Consider the following 21,262-nt stretch of genomic DNA (forward strand, 5'->3'; position numbering starts at 1 on the left):
ATCAATGACTCACAGCAATCGCCCGATTATTCATGATACGCGGAGTGAGGAATACCAACAGCTCGGATTTTTTCTCCGAAACCACATCACGCCGGAAAAGGCGGCCAAGATACGGCACATCGCCAAGAAATGGCACCTTATCTACAACCTTGCTCTGAGTATTTGAGAAAACGCCGCCAATGACGATGGTCTCGCCATCGTTGACCAAGACCTTGGCGTTGACTTCGTTTTTCTTGATGGGCGGTACATCCTGGACCTTGTTGAGGTAATCCGGCTCGTCCTTGGTGACCTTGACCTCCATGATGATCCGGTTGTCGGGCGTGATCTGCGGCGTCACCTCCAGCGAAAGCGAAGCCTCCTTGAACGACACCGAAGTCGCGCCGCTGGAACTGGCCTCCTGATAGGGAATCTCGGTGCCCTTGAGGATTTTCGCGGTTTCCTTGTCGGACGTGACCACCTTGGGCTGCGAGACGATTTCCCCGTTGCCGGTTTTTTCCATGGCCGTCAGCTCCAGGTCCAGCAAGACGTTATCGGTGATGAACGCGATGCCGATTCCCGAGGTATTGTTGGCTACACCCATGTCGACGAACGGCGAATTGGTGCTGGTACTGCCGAGCGTTCCGATGGTCGATGACCCATTGAGTCCGTTGCTGACGCCGGAGGTGTTCCAGTTGCCCTTGTTCTGTATCGAGCCGCCCCAGCGCACCCCGAGGCTTTTGTCATAGTCGACGTTGGCCTCGACAATGCGCGCCTCGATCATCACCTGACGCACCGGGATATCCAGTTGCGTGACAATCCTGCGCAGCTCGTCCAGCCGGTCCTGGGTCTGGTAGGCAATGATGTTGTTGGTGCGCTCATCGACGGTGATCGACCCCCGTTCGTCGGGTTTCGCTTCGGCACTGGTCACCGACTGGAAGAGCTTGGCGATGTCCGCCGCCTTGGCGTAATTGACCTGCAACAGCTCCCGACGCAACGGCGCCAGATCGGCAATCTGCTTCTGTGATTCGAGCTCCTGACGCTCACGGGCAGCAATTTCATCGGCCGGCGCAACAAGCAGGACATTGCCGACCTTGCGCTTGTCCAGCCCCTTGGTTTTCAGCACCAGATCCAGCGCCTGATCCCACGGTACGTTCTGCAGGCGCAGGGTAATTCCCCCCTGGACCGTGTCGCTGGCCACCAGATTGAGGTTGGTGAAATCGGCGATCAGCTGCAGCACCGAGCGCACATCGATGTCCTGGAAATTCAGCGATAGCTTCTCGCCGCTGTAGGCCTGTTGCCCGACATTGCGCTTTTGCAGCTCGTCGACCGTCGCCGGGCGAACGCTGACCGTGAGCTTATTGTCAGTCTGATAGGTCGAGTAATCGAACGTGCCGCCGGGCTCAATGCTGATGACGGCTCGATCTCCGCTCGCGCTGGCATTGACGAACTGCACTGGCGTGGCGAAATCCTTCACGTCCAGACGCACGCGCAATGGCTCGGGCAATCGGGTTTTGGCAAACCCGACGATGATCTTGCCCTCGCGCTCTTGTATGTCGGGCGCAATCGATGGATCCGACAAATCGATCACCACGTTGCCTTCGCCCTGGGTTCCCCGCTGGAAATCCACCCCCCGAATGGCCTTGCCTGCCGTCGCGGCGGCTCGTGCCGGGACCGACGTTGCGGTAACCGCCGGCCTGGATGTCGACGGTTTGACTCCCTGGCCGACAACTACCAGCAAATTGTTGCCTTCAATTCGCGAGTCATACGGGGCCGGCTGGGTCAGGTTGATGATCAATCGCGTACGGTCCCGGGCTTCCACCACCGTCGCACTACGGGCATTTCCACTGCCGAGATCGCGAGTCTTGCTGGCCAACTGACTGGTGACACCCGGCAAATCCAGGGCAATCCGGGCCGGCGAATCCGTCGTGTAGCCGTGGGGCACCGGGGGCGGTGCATCGAATGACAACTTCAACTCGACACGGTCACCCGGCAGCGCAGCGACATCCAGCGCCTTGAGATTGGCCGCTTGCACCATCGGCGACAACAACGCTATCCATAGCGAAAGGCCGACGGTGGAAAGAATCCTGTTCATTATTGGAGTTCCACTATGAGTGCTCTTTCAAGGAAATGGTCCGGGGGCGCTCCAGCCACGCCCCCTGACCATCAGGGACAATTTCAACCACATCGACTTGAGAGCCGCTGATCGCAACGATCCGTCCGTCGTTACGCCCCAGGTAATCGCCGACTTTCAGCCGGTGCACCCCACCCGCCCCGCGCAACAGGGCATAGGAGCCCGTTGCATTGGAAAGGGTGCCGACCATTTCAAACTGCTCGATGTTGAAGCCTTCGAGGTACTGCCTGACCCGACCCGGGTCGGGTTTGACGTCATGCGAACCCCGCCGCCGGGCTACCAGATCAGTGCTGATCTGCGGCGAAAACGGGCTACGCAGATTCGTCGCGTTGTAAGTGAATGCCGGGTGAGACTGGAATACCGGCGTTGGTTCAATCTTCCCCGGCCCGTGCAGGCGCATTTCGTTCATGTACGCGTCCAGATCGGTGTAGTCATCACCTGCGCCACAACCGGACAGGGCAGACAGCAACACCACCACCGAAAAACAACGTGCCGGGCTCATTGATGCTGTCCCTTGTCGTTGTAGCGGTAGGTCTTGGCGAGGATGATCAAGCGCAGCTTCGGGCCACCCTTGGGGCTGACGGGGGCAAGGTCGAAATCGTGCAAGGTGACGATTCGCGGCAACCCGGCCACACCACTGACGAAGGTGGCCAGGTCGTGGTAATCCCCGGTGACTGTGATCTGGATCGGCAGTTCGATGTAGAACGGCTGGGCGACCTCCGGCAGCAACTTGATCTCTTCAAACTCCAGGCCGCTGCCGAGGCCCGTACGCGTGATGTCTTCCAGCAAGCCGGGCACTTCGGTGTCGCTGGGCAGTTGTCGCAGCAGTACGTCGAAGGCGTTCTCCATCTCCTTCAACTGCTGGGTGTAGAGATCCAGATTTGCCGCCATGCGGGCTTTGCCGGCGAACTGCTCCTTGAGAGTCGACTCTTCCTCGCGCTTGAGATCGAGCTGGCTCACAAGGTCGCGGGTGGAAAAGCTATAGCCAAAGGTCATCACCAGAAGCACGAGCAAACCAGCCACCAGAAACTTGATCGCCGGCGGCCAGGAACCCATGTTGCTGGTATCCAGGTCATTGATGTCGATCTCGCGCAGCCCTTCGAACCATTCGGACAGGCTCATTTGCCCTCCTCCGGTTTTGCGGGCTGAGTCTGGCGAACGGTCAACTGGAAGACGTTGGCCTGCTCCACCTGACCCGCAGCCCTGGCCTTGACTTCGGTCAGGCTCGGCGCATCGAACCAGTCTGATGCCTCGAGGTTGCGCATCAATTCTGAAACACGGTTGTTGGATTGAGCAGCGCCGGTGATGGACAAGGTCTTTGCGCTCATTTTCACCTCGGTGAAATACACGCCATCGGGCAGGGCTCGCGCTAACTGGTCAAATATCCGCCCGCTGATTTGGCGATTACCTTGCAGGTCCTGGATGACATCCATGCGCTCGACCAATTGCTGACGACGCGCCTTGAGATCATTGATCTGGGTGATCCGTTCATCGATCACGGCGACTTGCTTGCCGATGTAATCGTTACGGGCGACTTGCCGGTCGATGGCACCGCTGATGACCTGGTTCGCGACCAGCACCGCACCCATCGCACCCACCATTGCCGCCACCAGGACCAGCAGGAAGCGCTTGCGGCGAACTTCACGCCGCTCCTCGCGCCAGGGTAAAAGGTTGATCCGTGCCATCAGTCGAAGCTCCTGAGGGCCAGACCGCAGGCGATCATCAACGCCGGGGCATCACTCGCCAGGGCAGCACCATTGACCTTGCTGCCCAGAGTCATTTCGCAAAAAGGGTTCGCGACCTGGGTCGGCGTGCCCAATTGCTGCTCGATCAAACGGTCCAGCCCCGGGATCGACGCGGTACCGCCGGCCAACAGGACATGGTCGACGGCGCTGTACTGGCCGGAGGCAAAGAAGAAATGCAACGAGCGCGACACCTGCTGCACCAGCGCCTCGCAAAATGGCTGCAAGACCTCACCGGCATAGTCACCCGGCAGACCGCCCTTTTTTTGCGCCAACCCCGCCTGCTCCAGCGTCAGGCCATAGCGACGCTGGATTTCCTCGGTCAACTGCCGTCCGCCGAACAGTTGCTCGCGGGTGTAGATGATCCGCCCGTTGTGCAGCACGCTCAGGGTGGTCATGGTGGCGCCGATGTCCACCACTGCAACCGTCGAAGGTTCCCCGGAAACCGTGAGCCGGCTGGCCAGCAATTCGAATGAACGCTCCAGCGCGTAGGCTTCGACATCGACCACACGGGCGGTCAGCCCCGCCAGGGCCAGGGCCGCCTCGCGGACTTCGACATTTTCCTTGCGACAAGCGGCGAGCAGCACGTTGACGCGCTCGGGATTGCGTCCGGAGGTGCCCTGGACTTCAAAGTCGATCGCAACTTCGTCCAGGGGATAAGGAATGTACTGGTCAGCCTCGATCTTCAGCTGGCTTTCCATCTCGTCCTCGGATAGACCGGCCTCCATCTCGATGGTCTTGGTGATCACCGCCGAGCCCGCCACGGCCACGGCCACGTTCTTGAGGCCGGTTCTGGCCTTGGCCAGCGCACGCGCAAGGGCCAGCCCCACGCCTTCGAGCTCGGCGATATTCTTTTCGATCACCGCGCCGATCGGCAACGGCTCGACCGCATACGCCTCGACTCGAAAACGCTCACCCTGACGGCTCAACTCCAGAAGTTTTACCGAGGTGGAGCTGATATCGATGCCCAGCAGCGTATTGGATTTTTTGTTGAAGAGTCCTGGCACTACCAATTCCCTATGACTTTCCGTGAGTTACGGACTCTGCAATGTCCATTGCGTTCAATCCGCCCGTCTTGACAGCAGCGCCAGCCACGCTCCCGATCAGAAAAATGCTTATAATGCCCAGCGTTTTTTTCCGCATTTGCTCAAGCGCGGGTCGTTCTCATTTAGCCTGAACCCTGTTGCCCAATTCATTTTTTACCCTGGATATCCAAAAGCCTTGATTCGTCTGCTGAAGTTTTTCGGTTGGTCCATCGTCGCGGTTTTCTGCGGACTCCTTCTGGGTCTGAGCGGGGCGTACCTCTACCTTAGTCCCGGACTTCCGTCCGTGGAGGCGCTGAGAAGCATCCAGTTGCAGATCCCTTTGCGGGTCTACAGCAGCGATAACAAGTTGATCGCAGAATTTGGCGAAATGCGCCGTACACCGATCCGTTTCGCCGACATTCCCCCCAACTTCATCAATGCGTTACTAAGTGCTGAAGACGACAATTTCGCCAACCACTATGGCGTCGATCCGAGCAGCCTGATGCGTGCCGCGACCCAGCTGGTCAAAAGCGGACACATCCAGTCCGGCGGCAGCACGATCACCATGCAGGTGGCGAAGAACTTCTTCCTGTCCAGCGAACGCAGCTTTTCGCGCAAGACCACCGAAATCCTCCTGGCTCTGCAGATCGAACGCCAGCTGACCAAGGACGAGATCCTCGAGCTGTACGTCAACAAGATCTATCTGGGTAACCGTGCCTACGGCATCGAGGCGGCGGCGCAGGTCTATTACGGCAAATCGATCCGCGATGTCAGCCTGGCGCAGATGGCGATGATCGCCGGCCTGCCCAAGGCGCCGTCGCGCTTCAACCCGCTGGCCAACCCGGCGCGCAGCAAGGAGCGCCGCGACTGGATCCTGGGCCGCATGTACAAGCTCGGAAAAATCAGCGAGGCCGACTACACCACTGCAGTCAACGAGCCGCTGAACGCCAGCTATCACGTGCCGACGCCGGAAGTGAACGCCCCGTACATCGCCGAAATGGCCCGCGCCGAAATGGTCGGACGTTATGGCAGCGACGCGTATACCGAAGGCTTCCGCGTCACCACCACGGTGCCGAGCGACCTCCAGGAACTGGCCAACACCGCGGTCCACGAAGGCCTGATGACCTACGACCAGCGTCACGGCTATCGCGGGCCTGACTCGCGACTGCCAGGCAAGACTCGCGAAGCCTGGGCAACCGAGCTGACCAAACAACGCACCATCAGCGGCCTGGAACCGGCCATCGTGACCCAGGTCGACAAGAACGGCCTGCAAGTGCTGACCCGCACCGGCCAGGAACACGTGAACTGGGACACCATGAAGTGGGCCCGGCCGTTCCTGAATACCAACAGCATGGGCGCCAACCCGAAACAACCCTCGGACGTGGCCCAGGTCGGTGACCTGATTCGCGTGCAGCGTCAGCCGGACAATTCGCTCAAGTTCAGCCAGATCCCGCAAGCCCAGGGCGCACTGGTGTCCCTGGACCCACAGAACGGCGCCATTCGTTCGCTGGTCGGCGGTTTCGCCTTCGAGCAGAGCAACTACAACCGCGCATTGCAGGCCAAGCGCCAGCCGGGCTCGAGCTTCAAACCGTTCGTCTACGCCGCCGCACTGGATAACGGCTACACCGCCTCCAGCCTGGTGAACGACGCACCGATCGTGTTCGTCGACGAGTACCTGGACAAGGTCTGGCGTCCGAAGAACGACACCAACACCTTCCTCGGCCCGATTCGCCTGCGTGAAGCGCTGTACAAGTCGCGCAACCTGGTGTCGATCCGCTTGCTGCAAGCGATGGGCGTCGGCAAGACCATCGACTACATCACGCGCTTCGGTTTCAACAAACAGGACCTGCCACCCAACCTGTCCCTGGCGCTGGGCACCGCGACCCTGACGCCAATGGAAATCGCCACTGGCTGGAGCACCTTCGCCAACGGCGGCTACAAGATCACCCCGTTCATCATCGACAAGATCGAAAGCCGCAACGGCGACACGCTGTTCGTCGCCAACCCGCCGACCGTGCCTCAGGGCGGCGCCGCCAGCGATGGCATTGCCGCGCCAAGCGCCCCTCAAGCCTTCACGGTCAACGCAACGCAGGGCGAAGCCCCGGGTGCTACGCAGGCGCCACAAGCACCCGCCGTGGCCGAACGCATCGTTGACGGGCGCACCACGTACATCCTCAACAGCATGCTTGAGGACGTGATCAAGCTCGGCACCGGTCGTCGTGCACTGGCCTTGGGCCGCCCTGACATTGCCGGCAAGACCGGTACGACCAACGAATCCAAGGACGCCTGGTTCTCCGGCTACAACGCCGATTACGTGACGACCGTGTGGACCGGTTTCGATCAACCGGAAAGCCTGGGTCGCAAGGAATTTGGCGGCACCGTCGCGTTGCCGATCTGGATGAACTACATGGGCGCCGCGCTCAAAGGCAAACCGCCACATACGCAACCGGAGCCCGAAGGCATCCTCAGCCTGCGAGTCGACCCGATCAGCGGCCGCGCGGCCAGCCCGGGCACGCCTGGGGCCTACTTCGAACTGTTCAAGGTCGAAGATACGCCACCGTCGGGGAACGAACTGGGCAACGGCCTGGCACCTGGCAGCCCGCTGCCAGCGGATGAAGCGGCGCCGATCGATTTGTTCTAGAGCAGCAGCTGCAAGCTGCAAGCCACAAGAGGAAGCTAGTGGCCCGCACCTGCTTTTAACTTGCAGCTTGTAACTTGCCGCTTTGAGCCCATAAAATGTATGGTCAGCCCATCTCCTGCAACCCCATAGGCTGTTTTCGGTAAAGCTGGCTTGCGCTAATGTATCCGGGCTCGTTGTGAGCGTTGCTGTAACAACGCTCGGCCCTCGATGAGTAGCCGCTCCCGACTGTCCTGAAAAAACCCTCAGCCTCTAAAGCTGATTTTATTGCCAGGTTCTCAGTCGGGCCGTTTGCCGTTTACTGTCATCAGTCAGTGACGTCGCAAAAGCCGGTGGCAAAGCTGTACGTTCAAGCGTTCGGATGTGGGTCGTACTGGCCGCCTTTGGCCAGTACCGCCCACACGATTCGCGCCAGTTTGTTCGCCAGCGCGCACGCGACGACATTGGAGTGGCGACGCGTCAGCAGCTCTCGAACCCAAGGTCCAAGGGCGTCTTCACGCTTGTCGATATGTTGCATGATGGCCCGCGCACCCTGCACCAGTAGCCGGCGTATGTGCTTATCGCCGCGTTTTGTAATCCCCAGCAGCACTGTCTTTCCGCCGGTTGAATGCTGCTTCGGCACCAACCCCAACGAAGCCGCGAAATCACGTCCACTGCGATAATTCGATGCGTCCCCTATATCCGCCAGCAGCGCGCTGGCAGTAATCGGGCCGATGCCTGGAATACTCTGCAAGCGACGCGCGGCATCGTCTTCTTCCAACTGCTGCTTCAAGCCGGACTCGATGTCCTTGATTTCATCATTAAGCTGTTGGATTTGATAATAGAGGCGCATCACCAGGCCCTTGAGGCGCAATGGAACCGGGTGTTGTGGGTCATCCAGCAACGCTGGCACGCGGTGCAACGCAGTGACCCCAACAGGCAGGCTGATCCCGAACTCCAACAGAAAACCGTGGATCTGATTAGTCGCCTCGGTGCGATGGCCAATCAATGAATCACGAACACGGTGCAGGGCTGAAAGCGTTTGCTGCTCTTCGGTTTTGATCGAGCAGAAGCGCATCGCGGGGCGGCTCGCCGCCTCGCAAATCGCTTCGGCATCAATGAAGTCGTTTTTGTTGCCTTTGACGAACGGTTTGACGTACTGCGGGGCGATCAGCTTCACCTCGTGGCCCAATGCACCGATCTGTCGAGCCAGCCAGTGGGCGCCGCCGCAGGACTCCATCACCACCGTGCAGGCTGGCAGTTGGGCCAATGTGCTGAGCAACTGGCTGCGGTTGGTTTTTTTGCGCAATACCTGATGGCCTCTGGCGTCCTGGCCATGCAGGTGGAAACTGTGTTTGCCAATGTCGATACCGAGAAGTGTCATCGTGTTCATGAGAGATCCTCCGCCCGAAAACGAGAAAAGCCCTGCAAGCGTAAACCTGCAGGGCTTCTCGGTCAGGCTGACCATCTCATTAAACCCCAGCACTTGGCTGGGGGTTTTTATGGGCGACTGCTTTTATCCGTTGAACACATCATCCACGCTTTTGAGCGGGTAGTTCTTCGGATACGGCAGGGTCGCCACACCAGTCTCGATCGCGGCTTTGGCCACGGCATCGGAGATCAGGGTGATCAGACGGGCATCCATTGGCTTCGGAATGATGTACTCACGACCGAATTCCAGCTTGACACCGCCGTAGGCGTCGCACACTTCCTGAGGTACTGGCAGCTTGGCCAGTTCACGCAGGGCATTGGCCGCAGCCACTTTCATTTCTTCGTTGATGCGCTTGGCGCGAACGTCCAGAGCACCACGGAAGATGAACGGGAAGCCCAGTACGTTGTTGACCTGGTTCGGGTAGTCGGAACGACCGGTGGCCATGATCACGTCGCTACGGGTAGCGTGCGCCAGCTCCGGGGAAATTTCCGGATCAGGGTTGGAGCAGGCGAACACGATCGGGTTCGGCGCCATCGCCAGCAGGCCTTCAGCGCTCAGCAGGTTCGGGCCGGACAGGCCAACGAACACGTCAGCACCTTGCAGGGCTTCAGCCAGGGTGCGCTTGTCGGTCGCGTGAGCGAACACAGCCTTGTACTGGTTCAGGTCGTCACGGCCGGAGTGGATCACGCCGGTACGGTCGACCATGTAGATGTTTTCGATGTTGGCGCCCATGCTCACCAGCAACTTCATGCAGGAGATAGCGGCAGCGCCGGCACCCAGGCAGACGATCTTGGCTTCCGGCAGGGTTTTGCCAGCGATTTCCAGGGCGTTGATCATGCCGGCGGCGGTCACGATAGCGGTGCCGTGCTGGTCATCGTGGAATACCGGAATATCGCACTGCTCGATCAGAGCGCGTTCGATTTCAAAGCACTCTGGTGCCTTGATGTCTTCCAGGTTGATGCCACCGAAGGTGATGGAGATGCGCTTGACGGTGTCGATGAAGGCTTGCGGGCTTTCGGAGTCGACTTCGATGTCGAAAACGTCGATGCCGGCGAAGCGCTTGAACAGTACGCCTTTACCTTCCATCACTGGCTTGGAAGCCAATGGGCCGAGGTTACCCAGACCGAGAATCGCGGTGCCATCGGAAATGACTGCAACCAGGTTGCCTTTGCCGGTGTACTTGTAGGCCAGTTCAGGATCGCGGGCGATCTCACGGACTGGTTCGGCTACGCCCGGGCTGTAGGCCAGCGACAGGTCGCGAGCGGTAGCAGTGGCCTTGGTGAGCTCGACACTCAGCTTCCCTGGACGAGGATTGGCGTGATATTCGAGAGCGGCAGTTTTCAGATCAGACATTTTGGCATTCCGCTTTTACTGTTGGACAGACTGGTCAGCGAGGATACGCGCCTCGCAAAGTCCCCACAAGACTGACCGGTCACCCCTGTCAAGCGCCCGGCCCTACGACTTTGGGCCAAGAGCCGCGGAACACAAGGGATCTACTGTTCACAATCGATAGAAAAAATGTCTACAACTTTTAATCACTGCACGACTTGAAGCATCGCCGGGTCGGTCAAGGGCAACATCCAGCGCGCCTGACCTTCTTTCAGTCCGCCACGTCGCGAACGATCCAGCACCCAACCGCGCGCCTCGATCTGCTTGCCTTCGAGCCTTTCCAGCGAGGCTGCATCGAACCGCCCCAGCAGATTGGGCGCAACCTTCAATACAACTGAATCCTGCAATTCGATCCAAACCCCGCCGCGATTGCGTTGCACCTTGCTCACACGACCGCTGAGCACGGCGAAACCGGAAGCATTGATCTGATCCGCTTTCAGTACAGGAGACTGGCGCCACACACCGAGCCCGGCCTGCCGAGCGCTGCTTTCTGCGGCTTGCTGACAGGTAACCAGATCGACATTCGGCGCCACGGCCACCTGAAACCCCAGGCCTTCGGCGAGCATTTGCGCTTCAAGGTTGGCACCATCGGCACCGTAGACATGGGCCAGGGTGCGGCCGTAATGGTCTTTGCTTTCTTTGCCGGGCAGCAAACCAACCTGCCCGTCACTCGCCGCCACCAGGGCTTCGAGTCGCTTGCGCGCGACCACGGCGAACGGTTCGTCGGAGCGGCCACTCTTGCCTAGCTCCGGTGTGTTCAAGCCGATCATGCGCACGCTGCGGCCATCGCTCAGGCGCAGGGTGTCGCCGTCCACCACCCGCTGCACCGCGACGGGCGTCAGGCCGCTTGGCGCCGGGCAAAACGCCTGGGCGCTGGATAGCCAAATCGCGGACATAAAAAAGGCGCCCGCGAGGGACGCCTTTTTCATCAGCATGGAAAAACCGGAACGGCTTCCCAAGTTGATTGGCCTTAGGCCTTTTTCGCGCCGAAAGCACCGAAACGGTCGGCGAAGCGCTGAACGCGGCCGCCAGTGTCCAGAGTCTTCTGCTTACCGGTGTAGAACGGGTGGCATTCGTTGCAAACGTCGATCGCCAGGGCTTTGCCGAAGGTCGAACGGGTTTCGAACTTGTTGCCGCAGCTGCAGGTAACAGCAACTGCTGGGTATTCTGGATGGATATCAGCTTTCATGGTGTCTTCCTCAGGCTAGCGTGCCGCCACCCAACACTATTGTTGAATACCGCACGTAATTAGGCCGCGGATTCTACCAGACAATCCCATTCACGCAAGCTGTCCCTCAAACCGGTCGTCTGCTAGGCTCCCGGCCCAATACGCGATCCCCTGTAGGAGTGAGCCCGCTCGCGATAGCGGTCTGCCAGTCGCCGCAATGTTGACTGCAAGATTGCTATCGCGAGCAGGCTCACTCCTACAGGTTATATGTCACGCCCCCCTATTGTTTGTTGATCGAGATCCCCCGCGTGCCCGACGCCATTTTGCGCCTCGCCCTGCCTTCGCCGCTGCGCCGCCTGTTCGACTACCGCGCACCGGCCGGCATCCTGCGCGCCCAGTTGCACCCTGGCATGCGCCTGCGGGTGCCGTTCGGTCGACGCGAGATGATCGGTATTCTGGTGGAAGTCACCGACACCAGCGAAGTGCCGGTCGAGAAACTCAAGCCGGCCCTGGCCCTGCTCGACGCTACGCCACCGCTGCCGCCCGCGCTGTTCAAGCTGTGCCTGTGGACCTCCCAGTATTACCAGCACAGCCTCGGCGACACCTTGAGCTGGGCACTGCCGGTGTTGCTGCGCCAGGGTGAACTGGCCGAAGCGCGCCAGGAGCGTTTCTGGTCCGCCGCGCCGGGGGCCAGCCTCGATGACCCGCGCATCGCCCGCGCCCCGCGCCAGCGCGAAGCCCTGGCCACGCTGGCCCAGCATCCCCATGGCGTCGCCCATCAATTGCTGAGCAAACTGATGCTGAGCAAGGACAGCCTGGATTTGCTGCTGGCCAAGGATTTGGTGCAGGTCGAGATCCGCCGGCACGCCCCGGGCGCACGCCACGAACACTGGCTGGCGCAACCGGAACTCCCGCTGAACCCGGAGCAGCGTGCCGCCTATGAGGCGATTCGCGCCGGCTTCGACAGTTATCACGCGTTCCTGCTGGCCGGTGTCACCGGCAGCGGCAAGACCGAAGTCTATCTGCAGTTGATCCGCGAAACCCTCGAGGCCGGCAAGCAGGCGCTGGTGCTGATCCCGGAAATCAACCTCGGCCCGCAGACCCTGGCGCGCTTCGAGCAGCGTTTCAATGCCCGTATCGCACTGATCCATTCGGCGGTCAATGACCGCGAACGCCTTGAGGCTTGGCTGGCCGCCCGGGACGGTGAGGCCGACATCATCATCGGCACCCGCTCGGCCCTGTTCACACCGATGAAGAACCCCGGCCTGATCATCATCGACGAAGAGCACGACGGTTCCTATAAACAGCAGGAAGGTTTGCGCTACCACGCCCGCGACCTTGCGTTGGTGCGGGCGCGACAGGAAAACATCCCGATTGTCCTCGGCTCCGCCACCCCTTCGCTGGAAAGCCTGCACAATGCCTACACCGGCCGCTATGGGCTGCTGCGCTTGAACGAGCGAGCCGGCGGCGCCAAACAGCCGCGTTTCCTGCGTCTGGATGTCAAAAGTCGCCCGCTGGACAGCGGCATTTCCGGGCCGATGCAACAAGCCATCGGCCAGACCCTGGCTGCCGGGCAGCAGGTCCTGGTGTTCCTCAACCGCCGCGGCTTCGCCCCGACCCTGCTATGTCATGACTGCGGCTGGATGTCCGAGTGCCAGCGCTGTGATGCGCGGATGACCGTGCACCAGCGTTACGGCGAGCTGCGCTGCCACCATTGCGGCTACGTCGAACGCGTGCCGCGCCAGTGCCCGAAGTGCAACAAGGTCGATCTGCGCCCCGTTGGCGCCGGCACCGAACGGGCCGAGGAGCGCTTGGCGATTCTGTTCCCGGACTATCCGGTGCTGCGGGTCGACCGCGACAGCACATCGCGCAAGGATGCGATGAACCAGTTGTTCGCGACCATTCAAAAAGGCCAGCCGTGCATCCTGATCGGCACGCAGATGCTTGCCAAAGGTCACCACTTTCCACGGGTGACACTGGTGTCGATCCTCGACGCCGACGGTGGCCTGTTCTCCGGCGACTTCCGCGCCAGCGAGCGCATGGCTCAACTGATCGTGCAGGTCGCCGGCCGCGCAGGTCGCGCCGAAGAGCCGGGCAAAGTGATTATTCAGACGCACCTGGCCGACCATCCGCTGCTGGTGCAATTGACCGAGCAAGGCTATTTCGCCTTCGCCGAACAGGCCTTGAGCGAACGCCGTGCGGCCGGATTGCCGCCGTTTGCGCACCTGGCGCTGCTGCGGGCCGAGGCGCACAAACCGGGTCAGGCCGAAGGCTTCCTGGATGAGGCTTGCAGCGAGGCGGAGCGATTGCTGGCCGAGCAGAATCTGACGGGGATCGAATTACTGGGACCGGTCCCGGCACCGATGGAGCGCCGGGCCGGGCGTTATCGTGCGCAGCTGTTGGTACAGGCTACGGCGCGGGCACCCTTGCATCGATTGCTGGCCAGTTGGTTGCTGGCGCTGGAGCAGATGCCGAGCGGACGAGCGGTGCGCTGGTCTTTGGATGTCGATCCAGTCGATTTGTATTGAAAGTTTAAAAGATCGCAGCCTTCGGCAGCTCCTACAGAAAAGCGCGATCAGCGTAGGAGCTGCCGAAGGCTGCGATCTTTGCCCCTTTTGTCACCACACATCCATATCCTGCCTGCTATGGTTGGCAAGCCCGTCTTCGCAACGGATAATGCCCAGTTTTTCCACCAGCGCATGATGCGCCGCCGCGCCTGCGGTCGAAAGAGAAGACCATGAAAGACACCATTCGCCAGCTGATCCAACAAGCCATCACCCAACTCGTCAACGAAGGTGTGTTGCCTGAAGGCCTGTCGCCGGCGATCCAGGTGGAAAACTCCCGCGACAAGAAGAACGGCGATTTCGCCAGCAACATCGCCATGATGCTGGCCAAGCCGGCCGGCATGAAGCCCCGCGATCTGGCGGAAAAAATCATTGCCGCACTGCCGGCTGACGAAAATGTCGCCAAGACCGAAATCGCCGGCCCAGGCTTCCTGAACTTCTTCCAGAACACCGACGCCCTGGCGACCCGCCTGGACGCCGCCCTGGCCGACGCCCACATCGGCGTGCGCAAGGCCGGCCCGGTGCAGCGCACCGTGGTTGACCTGTCGGCACCGAACCTGGCCAAAGAGATGCACGTCGGCCACCTGCGCTCGACCATCATCGGCGACGGCGTGGCCCGTGTACTGGAATTCCTCGGCGACACCGTGATCCGTCAGAACCACGTCGGCGACTGGGGCACTCAGTTCGGCATGCTGATGGCTTACCTGCAGGAAAACCCGATCACCAGCGACGAGCTGTCGGACCTGGAGAACTTCTACCGCGCCGCCAAGCAACGCTTCGACGAATCCGCAGAGTTCGCCGACCGCGCCCGTGGCCTGGTGGTCAAGTTGCAGGCCGGCGACGCCGATTGCCTGGCACTGTGGACCAAGTTCAAGGACATCTCGCTGTCCCACTGCCAGAAGATCTACGAACTGCTCAACGTCAAACTGACCATGGCCGACGTGATGGGCGAAAGCGCCTACAACGACGACCTGATCAACGTGGTCAACGATCTGAGAGCGGCGGGCATGCTGGTCGAGAGCAACGGCGCACAGTGCGTGTTCCTCGACGAGTTCAAGAACGCCGACGGCGACCCGCTGCCGGTGATCATCGTCAAGGCTGACGGCGGCTACCTCTACGCCACCACCGACCTGGCGGCCGTGCGCTACCGCAGCGGCAAGCTGAAGGCCGATCGCGCGCTGTACTTCGTCGACCAGCGTCAGGCCCTGCACTTCCAGCAAGTGTTCGCCGTGGCGCGCAAGGCCGGTTTCGTGACCCATCCGATGGAAATGGAACACATGGGCTTCGGCACCATGAACGGCGCTGACGGTCGTCCGTTCAAGACCCGTGATGGCGGCACCGTGAAGCTGATCGACCTGCTGACCGAAGCCCAGGAGCGCGCCTACACCCTGGTCAAGGACAAGAACCCGGAGCTGGCCGAAGCCGAGTTGCGCAACATCGCCAAGGTGGTGGGCATCGGCGCAGTGAAATACGCCGACCTGTCCAAGCATCGCACCAGTGACTACAGCTTCAACTTCGACCTTATGCTCAACTTCGAAGGCAACACCGCGCCGTACCTGCTGTACGCCTACACTCGCGTGGCCGGCGTGTTCCGCAAGCTCGGCAAGGACTTCAGCGAAGTCGACGGCCAGATCGTTCTGGAAGCGGCACACGAACACGAACTGGCGGCGAAGCTCGCGCAGTTTGGCGAGATCCTGAACAACGTGTCCGAAAAAGGCACCCCGCACATCCTTTGCACTTACCTGTACGACGTCGCCGGCCTGTTCTCCAGCTTCTACGAGAACTGCCCGATCCTCGCCGCCGATACCCCGGCACAAATGCAGAGCCGCCTGCGCCTCGCCGCGCTGACCGGACGCACCCTCAAGCAAGGCCTGGAACTCTTGGGCCTGGAAACTCTGGAGCGTATGTAAGTTGGCTGCCAAGAAAAAACCTGCACCCAAACGTGGCGCCAGCCGTTACCAAGCTCCTGCAAAGCAACCGATCCCGGGCTGGCTGTGGATGGCCATCGGCCTGACGGTCGGCGCCTTCATCGTATTCCTGATGAAGCTGGAACCGGGCAAAGGCAGCGACACGGTCAAGCGTGAAAAAGTCGAGCAACAGCAACAGCAGAAAGCCAGCAAGATCGCCGAGGCCAACAAGACCCCGCCGAGCCCGACGCAACCGGTGAAGCCGAAGTACGACTTCTACACCTTGCTGCCGGAATCGGAAGTCATCGTGCCGCCGGATGCCGTGCCGGAAAAAACCCTGCCGACGCCGCAAGTGCCGGCCATCCCGACCACGCCGGTCACCCCGGCCGAAGCGGCGAAGATCGACACGGCTCGCGCCCAGGCTGCCTTGGCCGGGATTACTCCGCCTCCTGCGCCGCCGGTCAAGGCTGCGCCTGTGACGAAGTTTTTCCTGCAGGCTGGCTCGTTCCGCAAAGAGACTGATGCGGACAAGGTTCGGGCGCAGATCATCCTGCTGGGCCAGGCCGTGGCGGTTGAGTCCGGCACGGTGAAGGACGAAACCTGGTATCGAGTACTGGTCGGACCGTTCAGCAACCGCGAACAACTGACCACGGCCCAGAAACAACTGGCTGGCGCCGGTTTCAGCAATCTGTTGTTACAACAACGCCAAAGCCGATAACGCTCCCTGTGGCGAGGGAGCTTGCTCCCGCTGGAGTGCGCAGCACTCCCAAAACCTGCATTTGCGGTCCATCAGGTAGACCGCATAGACCGGGTTTGTGGCTACTTCGCAGCCAAGCGGGAGCAAGCTCCCTCGCCACAATTGTTTCAGCGACAACCTATCACCATCGCAACACACCACTCGTCCCCTCTCCCGCCCTACAGTTGAAAAACGCTCCACCACCCCCATATGAGTTTGCATAAGGCATTTTCGCCCCGCTGCGTGGAGACTCTTCCCTTGACCACCATCGTTTCAGTTCGCCGCCACGGCAAAGTCGTCATGGGCGGCGACGGCCAGGTTTCCCTTGGTAATACCGTGATGAAAGGCAACGCGAAAAAAGTTCGCCGCCTGTACCACGGCCAGGTCATTGCCGGTTTTGCCGGTGCCACCGCCGACGCCTTTACCCTCTTCGAACGTTTCGAAGGCCAGCTTGAAAAGCATCAGGGCCATTTGGTCCGTGCCGCCGTCGAACTCGCCAAAGAATGGCGCACCGACCGCTCCCTGAGCCGCCTTGAAGCCATGCTCGCGGTCGCCAACAAAGACGCCTCCCTGATCATCACCGGCAACGGCGATGTGGTTGAACCCGAAGAAGGCCTGATCGCCATGGGTTCCGGCGGCGGTTACGCCCAGGCCGCTGCCAGCGCGCTGCTGAAGAAAACCGATCTGTCGGCCCGGGAAATCGTCGAAACCGCCCTCGGCATCGCCGCCGACATCTGCGTATTCACCAATCACACTCAGACCATTGAGGAGCAGGACTGCGCCGAGTAAGCCCGTGCAGCCACCGCACCACGGCTCATTCTTGCTTGAGGTCCTTTAAATACTATGTCCATGACTCCCCGTGAAATCGTCCACGAACTCAATCGCCACATCATCGGCCAGGACGATGCCAAGCGCGCCGTCGCCATTGCCCTGCGCAACCGCTGGCGCCGCATGCAGCTGCCTGAAGAGCTGCGCGTTGAAGTAACGCCGAAGAACATCCTGATGATCGGCCCGACCGGCGTCGGTAAAACCGAGATCGCCCGTCGCCTGGCCAAACTGGCCAATGCACCGTTCATCAAGGTCGAAGCGACCAAGTTCACCGAAGTCGGCTATGTCGGCCGCGACGTCGAGTCGATCATTCGTGACCTGGCCGATGCTGCAATCAAGCTGCTGCGCGAGCAGGAAATCGTCAAGGTTCGCCACCGCGCCGAAGACGCCGCCGAAGAGCGCATCCTCGACGCCCTGCTGCCACCGGCACGCATGGGCTTCAGCAGCGACGACGCCCCGACTGCCGACTCCAACACCCGCCAGCTGTTCCGCAAGCGCCTGCGCGAAGGTCAGCTGGATGACAAGGAGATCGAAATCGAAGTCGCCGAAATGGCCGGCGTCGATATCTCCGCGCCACCGGGCATGGAAGAAATGACCAACCAGCTGCAAAGCCTGTTTGCCAACATGGGCAAGGGCAAGAAGAAAGCCCGCAAGCTCAAGGTCAAGGAAGCGCTCAAGCTGGTGCGCGACGAAGAAGCCAGCCGCCTGGTCAACGATGAAGAGTTGAAGGCCAAGGCCCTGGAAGCAGTCGAGCAGCATGGCATCGTGTTCATCGACGAAATCGACAAGGTCGCCAAACGCGGTAATTCCGGTGGCGTCGATGTGTCCCGCGAAGGCGTACAGCGCGACCTGCTGCCGCTGATCGAAGGCTGCACCGTCAACACCAAGCTGGGCATGGTCAAGACCGACCACATCCTGTTCATTGCTTCCGGTGCGTTCCACCTGAGCAAGCCGAGCGACCTGGTGCCTGAGCTGCAAGGCCGCCTGCCGATCCGTGTCGAACTCAAGGCCCTGAGCCCCGAGGATTTCGAACGCATCCTCAGCGAGCCTCACGCCTCGCTCACCGAGCAATACTGCGCACTGCTGAAAACCGAAGGCCTGGACATCGAGTTCCAGCCGAGCGGGATCAAGCGCATCGCGGAGATCGCCTGGCAGGTCAACGAGAAAACCGAAAACATCGGTGCCCGTCGCCTGCACACCCTGCTCGAGCGCCTGCTCGAAGAGGTGTCGTTCAGCGCCGGCGACCTGGCCAGTGTCCATGACGGCAAGGTGATCCAGATCGACGCCGACTACGTCAACAGCCACCTCGGTGAATTGGCGCAGAACGAAGACCTGTCCCGTTATATCCTGTAAGCCATACTTGTAGGAGCGAGCAAGCTCGCTCCTACAGGGTTCCATCCATAACGGAACGGCGCTCATGACCCAACTCCCCACCGACATCAAGCTGCACAAAGCCTCGAAAACCCTGTCGCTCAAATACGCGTCCGGTGAGGAATACACCCTGCCCGCCGAGTTCCTGCGCGTGCATTCTCCTTCCGCCGAGGTCCAGGGCCACGGCAAACCCATCCTGCAATTTGGCAAGATCAACGTAGGACTGACCAAAGTAGAACCGGCCGGTCAGTACGCACTGAAACTGACCTTCGACGACGGCCACGACAGCGGCTTGTTCACCTGGGAATATCTGTACGAACTGGGGCGACGTTATGACGCACTCTGGGAAGATTATCTGGCCGAGCTAAAAGCCGCCGGAAAAACCCGCGACCCGAACGAATCCGTCGTCAAGCTGATGCTCTAATCCGAGCCTCTTGCTCTTTAGAGGGCATTTTCTAATTTCATCTGTTTGAATGCTCCGCTCCAGGGCCGCCGATTGGCCTGCTTGCGAAAAAAATTAAACTCGGGTAACCAATGGAACTGGCAAGTTCCCTGCAGTGCTCTCTGCATTAAAAAAGCAGCGATGCAGTATTAACGGTCACCCCGAGCAGTAGTACCTGGCATTGGCTGTGTGACTACACAGCAGGACCCGGTACTCGTCTCAGGACAATGGAGCGTCGTAGATGAGTAACAAGAATAACGATGACTTGAAGAGTCAAGCCTCGGAAAACACCTTGGGGCTGAATCCTGTCGTTGGACTGCGTGGAAAGGATCTACTGGCTTCTGCTCGAATGGTGCTCAGGCAGGCCATCAAGCAACCGATTCACAGCGCCAAGCATGTCGCTCATTTCGGCCTTGAACTCAAGAACGTGCTGCTCGGCAAATCCGAGCTGCTGCCGACCAGCGATGACCGTCGCTTCGCGGATCCGGCCTGGAGCCAGAACCCGCTCTACAAACGTTATCTGCAAACCTACCTGGCGTGGCGCAAGGAGCTCCACGACTGGATCGACGACAGTAACCTGCCGGCCAAGGACGTCAGCCGCGGGCACTTCGTGATCAACCTCATGACCGAGGCCTTCGCCCCGACCAACACGGCGGCCAACCCGGCGGCGGTCAAGCGCTTCTTCGAAACCGGTGGCAAGAGCCTGCTCGATGGCCTCTCGCATCTGGCCAAGGACCTGGTGCATAACGGCGGAATGCCGAGCCAGGTCAACATGGGCGCATTCGAGGTCGGCAAGACCCTTGGCGTGACCGAGGGTGCGGTGGTCTTTCGCAACGACGTGCTGGAGCTGATCCAGTACAAGCCGATCACCGAGCAGGTGCATGAACGCCCACTGCTGGTGGTACCGCCGCAAATCAACAAGTTCTACGTTTTCGACCTGAGCCCGGAAAAAAGCCTGGCGCGGTTCTGCCTGCGCAACAACATGCAGACCTTCATCGTCAGCTGGCGCAACCCGACCAAGGAGCAGCGCGAATGGGGTCTGTCGACCTACATCGAAGCGCTCAAGGAAGCGGTTGATGTGGTCACCGCCATCACCGGCAGCAAAGACGTGAACATGCTCGGTGCCTGCTCCGGCGGCATCACCTGCACCGCGCTGCTGGGCCACTACGCGGCAATCGGCGAGAACAAGGTCAACGCCCTGACCCTGCTGGTCAGCGTGCTCGACACCACCCTGGACAGCGACGTGGCCCTGTTCGTCGATGAACAAACCCTCGAAGCCGCCAAGCGCCAGTCTTACCAGGCCGGTGTGCTCGAAGGCCGCGACATGGCGAAAGTCTTTGCCTGGATGCGCCCCAACGATCTGATCTGGAACTACTGGGTCAACAACTACCTGCTGGGCAACGAGCCGCCGGTATTCGACATTCTGTTCTGGAACAATGACACCACCCGGTTGCCCGCCGCGTTCCATGGCGACCTGATCGAAATGTTCAAAAGTAACCCGTTGACCCGTGCCGATGCACTGGAAGTGTGCGGAACGCCGATCGATCTGAAGAAGGTCACCGCCGACATCTTCTCCCTGGCCGGCACCAGCGACCACATCACTCCGTGGCGCTCCTGCTACAAGTCGGCGCAACTGTTCGGCGGCAACGTTGAATTCGTGCTGTCCAGCAGCGGGCACATCCAGAGCATTCTGAACCCGCCGGGCAATCCGAAATCGCGCTACATGACCAGCATCGAAATGCCCGCCAATGCCGATGACTGGCAGGAAGAGTCGACCAAGCACGCCGACTCCTGGTGGCTGCACTGGCAGGCGTGGCAGGCACAGCGTTCGGGCAACCTGAAAAAAGCTCCGCTAAAACTGGGCAACAAGGCCTATCCAGCGGGTGAAGCCGCACCGGGCACTTATGTACATGAGCGGTAACTGACACACC

General features: G+C 60.5%; 17 protein-coding genes. 8 read left to right on the forward strand and 9 right to left on the reverse strand.

Going from position 1 to position 21,262, the window contains the following annotated elements:
• Position 1: 1 nt before the first annotated feature.
• From pilQ to KGB07_RS14790, 5 genes are read right to left on the reverse strand one after another with little or no spacing between them, the layout of a single operon-like run.
• The gene (pilQ, locus tag KGB07_RS14770) at positions 2-2,071 is read right to left on the reverse strand and encodes a type IV pilus secretin PilQ (RefSeq protein ID WP_046039650.1); all 2,070 of its coding nucleotides are present in this window, start codon (positions 2,069-2,071) and stop codon (positions 2-4) included.
• Between the two features lie 13 nt (positions 2,072-2,084).
• Positions 2,085-2,612 carry a pilus assembly protein PilP gene (locus tag KGB07_RS14775; protein WP_046039648.1) on the reverse strand — a complete coding sequence of 176 codons (528 nt, stop codon included), beginning with the start codon at positions 2,610-2,612 and terminating at the stop codon, positions 2,085-2,087.
• The gene (locus KGB07_RS14780) at positions 2,609-3,232 is read right to left on the reverse strand and encodes a type 4a pilus biogenesis protein PilO (RefSeq protein ID WP_046039645.1); all 624 of its coding nucleotides are present in this window, start codon (positions 3,230-3,232) and stop codon (positions 2,609-2,611) included. The genes KGB07_RS14775 and KGB07_RS14780 overlap by 4 nt, the downstream gene beginning before the upstream one ends.
• Positions 3,229-3,795 (reverse strand): PilN domain-containing protein, encoded by a 567-nt coding sequence (locus tag KGB07_RS14785; RefSeq protein ID WP_046039643.1) that lies wholly within the window; start codon positions 3,793-3,795, stop codon positions 3,229-3,231. The genes KGB07_RS14780 and KGB07_RS14785 overlap by 4 nt, the downstream gene beginning before the upstream one ends.
• The gene (locus KGB07_RS14790; RefSeq protein WP_046039641.1) at positions 3,795-4,859 is read right to left on the reverse strand and encodes a pilus assembly protein PilM; all 1,065 of its coding nucleotides are present in this window, start codon (positions 4,857-4,859) and stop codon (positions 3,795-3,797) included. Before KGB07_RS14790 ends, KGB07_RS14785 begins: the two co-directional genes overlap by 1 nt.
• 217 nt (positions 4,860-5,076) lie before the next feature.
• On the opposite strand from KGB07_RS14790, the gene KGB07_RS14795 reads away from it, so the two are divergent.
• Positions 5,077-7,518, forward strand: a complete 2,442-nt coding sequence (locus KGB07_RS14795) for a penicillin-binding protein 1A (RefSeq protein WP_404942353.1) — start codon at positions 5,077-5,079, stop codon at positions 7,516-7,518.
• A 346-nt stretch (positions 7,519-7,864) separates the two neighbouring features.
• Here the strand turns inward: KGB07_RS14795 and KGB07_RS14800 are convergent, their stop codons facing one another.
• From KGB07_RS14800 to rpmE, 4 genes are all read right to left on the reverse strand, one after another.
• On the reverse strand, positions 7,865-8,887 hold the full coding sequence (locus tag KGB07_RS14800) for an IS110 family transposase (RefSeq protein ID WP_223465779.1): 1,023 nt from the start codon (positions 8,885-8,887) through the stop codon (positions 7,865-7,867).
• A 123-nt stretch (positions 8,888-9,010) separates the two neighbouring features.
• Positions 9,011-10,279, reverse strand: a complete 1,269-nt coding sequence (locus tag KGB07_RS14805) for a malic enzyme-like NAD(P)-binding protein (RefSeq protein WP_046039637.1) — start codon at positions 10,277-10,279, stop codon at positions 9,011-9,013.
• Positions 10,280-10,461: 182 nt separating this feature from the next.
• The gene (locus KGB07_RS14810) at positions 10,462-11,250 is read right to left on the reverse strand and encodes a thermonuclease family protein (protein WP_046039636.1); all 789 of its coding nucleotides are present in this window, start codon (positions 11,248-11,250) and stop codon (positions 10,462-10,464) included.
• Between the two features lie 35 nt (positions 11,251-11,285).
• Positions 11,286-11,504 (reverse strand): 50S ribosomal protein L31, encoded by a 219-nt coding sequence (rpmE, locus tag KGB07_RS14815; protein ID WP_008047849.1) that lies wholly within the window; start codon positions 11,502-11,504, stop codon positions 11,286-11,288.
• 287 nt (positions 11,505-11,791) lie between these two features.
• Here rpmE and KGB07_RS14820 point away from each other — a divergent pair, with 287 nt between their 5' ends.
• The 7 genes from KGB07_RS14820 to phaC all read left to right on the forward strand — a co-directional run bounded on the left by KGB07_RS14820 (position 11,792) and on the right by phaC (position 21,252).
• Positions 11,792-14,011 (forward strand): primosomal protein N', encoded by a 2,220-nt coding sequence (locus KGB07_RS14820; protein ID WP_223465768.1) that lies wholly within the window; start codon positions 11,792-11,794, stop codon positions 14,009-14,011.
• A gap of 209 nt (positions 14,012-14,220) precedes the next feature.
• Positions 14,221-15,957 (forward strand): arginine--tRNA ligase, encoded by a 1,737-nt coding sequence (gene argS, locus KGB07_RS14825; RefSeq protein ID WP_046039634.1) that lies wholly within the window; start codon positions 14,221-14,223, stop codon positions 15,955-15,957.
• Position 15,958: 1 nt separating this feature from the next.
• Positions 15,959-16,672 (forward strand): SPOR domain-containing protein, encoded by a 714-nt coding sequence (locus KGB07_RS14830; RefSeq protein ID WP_007975583.1) that lies wholly within the window; start codon positions 15,959-15,961, stop codon positions 16,670-16,672.
• Between the two features lie 276 nt (positions 16,673-16,948).
• On the forward strand, positions 16,949-17,479 hold the full coding sequence (gene hslV / locus KGB07_RS14835; protein ID WP_046031180.1) for an ATP-dependent protease subunit HslV: 531 nt from the start codon (positions 16,949-16,951) through the stop codon (positions 17,477-17,479).
• 54 nt (positions 17,480-17,533) lie between these two features.
• A complete protein-coding gene (hslU, locus tag KGB07_RS14840) occupies positions 17,534-18,871 on the forward strand; it encodes an HslU--HslV peptidase ATPase subunit (protein ID WP_046039631.1) in 1,338 nt (445 codons plus the stop codon).
• A 64-nt stretch (positions 18,872-18,935) separates the two neighbouring features.
• The gene (locus tag KGB07_RS14845; protein WP_046039629.1) at positions 18,936-19,313 is read left to right on the forward strand and encodes a gamma-butyrobetaine hydroxylase-like domain-containing protein; all 378 of its coding nucleotides are present in this window, start codon (positions 18,936-18,938) and stop codon (positions 19,311-19,313) included.
• Positions 19,314-19,572: 259 nt separating this feature from the next.
• Positions 19,573-21,252 (forward strand): class II poly(R)-hydroxyalkanoic acid synthase, encoded by a 1,680-nt coding sequence (phaC, locus tag KGB07_RS14850; protein ID WP_046039627.1) that lies wholly within the window; start codon positions 19,573-19,575, stop codon positions 21,250-21,252.
• The last annotated feature ends 10 nt before the right edge of the window (positions 21,253-21,262 follow it).

The sequence above is a fragment of the Pseudomonas sp. GL-RE-26 genome, from assembly GCF_019956275.1.
In the GTDB taxonomy this organism is placed as follows: Bacteria; Pseudomonadota; Gammaproteobacteria; order Pseudomonadales; family Pseudomonadaceae; genus Aquipseudomonas; species Aquipseudomonas grandcourensis.

What these genes read in the sequence shown, in the direction of transcription:
- pilQ (WP_046039650.1), bottom strand. Translation starts at nt 2,071, where the DNA reads ATGAACAGGATTCTTTCCACCGTCGGCCTTTCGCTATGGATAGCGTTG.
- KGB07_RS14775 (WP_046039648.1), bottom strand. Translation starts at nt 2,612, where the DNA reads ATGAGCCCGGCACGTTGTTTTTCGGTGGTGGTGTTGCTGTCTGCCCTG.
- KGB07_RS14780 (WP_046039645.1), bottom strand. Translation starts at nt 3,232, where the DNA reads ATGAGCCTGTCCGAATGGTTCGAAGGGCTGCGCGAGATCGACATCAAT.
- KGB07_RS14785 (WP_046039643.1), bottom strand. Translation starts at nt 3,795, where the DNA reads ATGGCACGGATCAACCTTTTACCCTGGCGCGAGGAGCGGCGTGAAGTT.
- KGB07_RS14800 (WP_223465779.1), bottom strand. Translation starts at nt 8,887, where the DNA reads ATGAACACGATGACACTTCTCGGTATCGACATTGGCAAACACAGTTTC.
- KGB07_RS14805 (WP_046039637.1), bottom strand. Translation starts at nt 10,279, where the DNA reads ATGTCTGATCTGAAAACTGCCGCTCTCGAATATCACGCCAATCCTCGT.
- KGB07_RS14810 (WP_046039636.1), bottom strand. Translation starts at nt 11,250, where the DNA reads ATGCTGATGAAAAAGGCGTCCCTCGCGGGCGCCTTTTTTATGTCCGCG.
- rpmE (WP_008047849.1), bottom strand. Translation starts at nt 11,504, where the DNA reads ATGAAAGCTGATATCCATCCAGAATACCCAGCAGTTGCTGTTACCTGC.
- argS (WP_046039634.1), top strand. Translation starts at nt 14,221, where the DNA reads ATGAAAGACACCATTCGCCAGCTGATCCAACAAGCCATCACCCAACTC.
- hslU (WP_046039631.1), top strand. Translation starts at nt 17,534, where the DNA reads ATGTCCATGACTCCCCGTGAAATCGTCCACGAACTCAATCGCCACATC.
- KGB07_RS14845 (WP_046039629.1), top strand. Translation starts at nt 18,936, where the DNA reads ATGACCCAACTCCCCACCGACATCAAGCTGCACAAAGCCTCGAAAACC.
- phaC (WP_046039627.1), top strand. Translation starts at nt 19,573, where the DNA reads ATGAGTAACAAGAATAACGATGACTTGAAGAGTCAAGCCTCGGAAAAC.